The 529-nt window shown below is 76.2% G+C and carries 1 pseudogene; it reads left to right on the top strand.

Annotation, left to right across the window (positions count from 1 at the left end):
* Positions 1 to 529 (top strand): annotated as a pseudogene (locus tag KN815_RS49620) (DNA polymerase III subunit gamma and tau); the annotation flags it as partial.

Raw genomic sequence — 529 nt, 5'->3', positions numbered from 1 at the left:
GGTCCACCTGCGCAGACGCCCGCGGCGCCCTCCGCGCCCTCCGCGCCGACCGCGTCTTCCGGACCGACCTCGCCACCCGCGTCCGCCGCGCCCTCCGCACCCGCGCAGGGCGCACCGAGCATGGCGCAGGGCGCCGTGCAGGTACGGCAGATGTGGCCGGACATCCTGGAGGCGGTCAAGAACCGCCGCCGCTTCACCTGGATCCTGCTGAGCCAGAACGCGACGGTGTCCGGTTTCGACGGCACCACCCTCCAGCTCGGCTTCTCCAACGCGGGCGCGCGCGACAGCTTCGTGGGCGGCGGCAGCGAGGACATCCTGCGGCAGGCGCTCCAGGACGCCATCGGCGTGCAGTGGCGGATCGAGGCGATCGTCGATCCCTCGGGCGGCTCCGGACAGCAGGGCGGCGGCCCGGGCGGTCCGGGCGGCCTCGGCGGTCCGGGCGGTTCCAGCGGATTCGGCGGAGGCGGTGGCGCCACCGGCGGCGGCTTCGGCGGTGGTGGCGGCTCCGGCGGCTTCGGTGGCGGGAGTG

It is taken from the genome of Streptomyces niphimycinicus (genome assembly GCF_018883605.1).
Lineage (GTDB): Bacteria > Actinomycetota > Actinomycetes > Streptomycetales > Streptomycetaceae > Streptomyces > Streptomyces niphimycinicus.
This window is presented reverse-complemented; position numbering and strand designations above follow the sequence as displayed.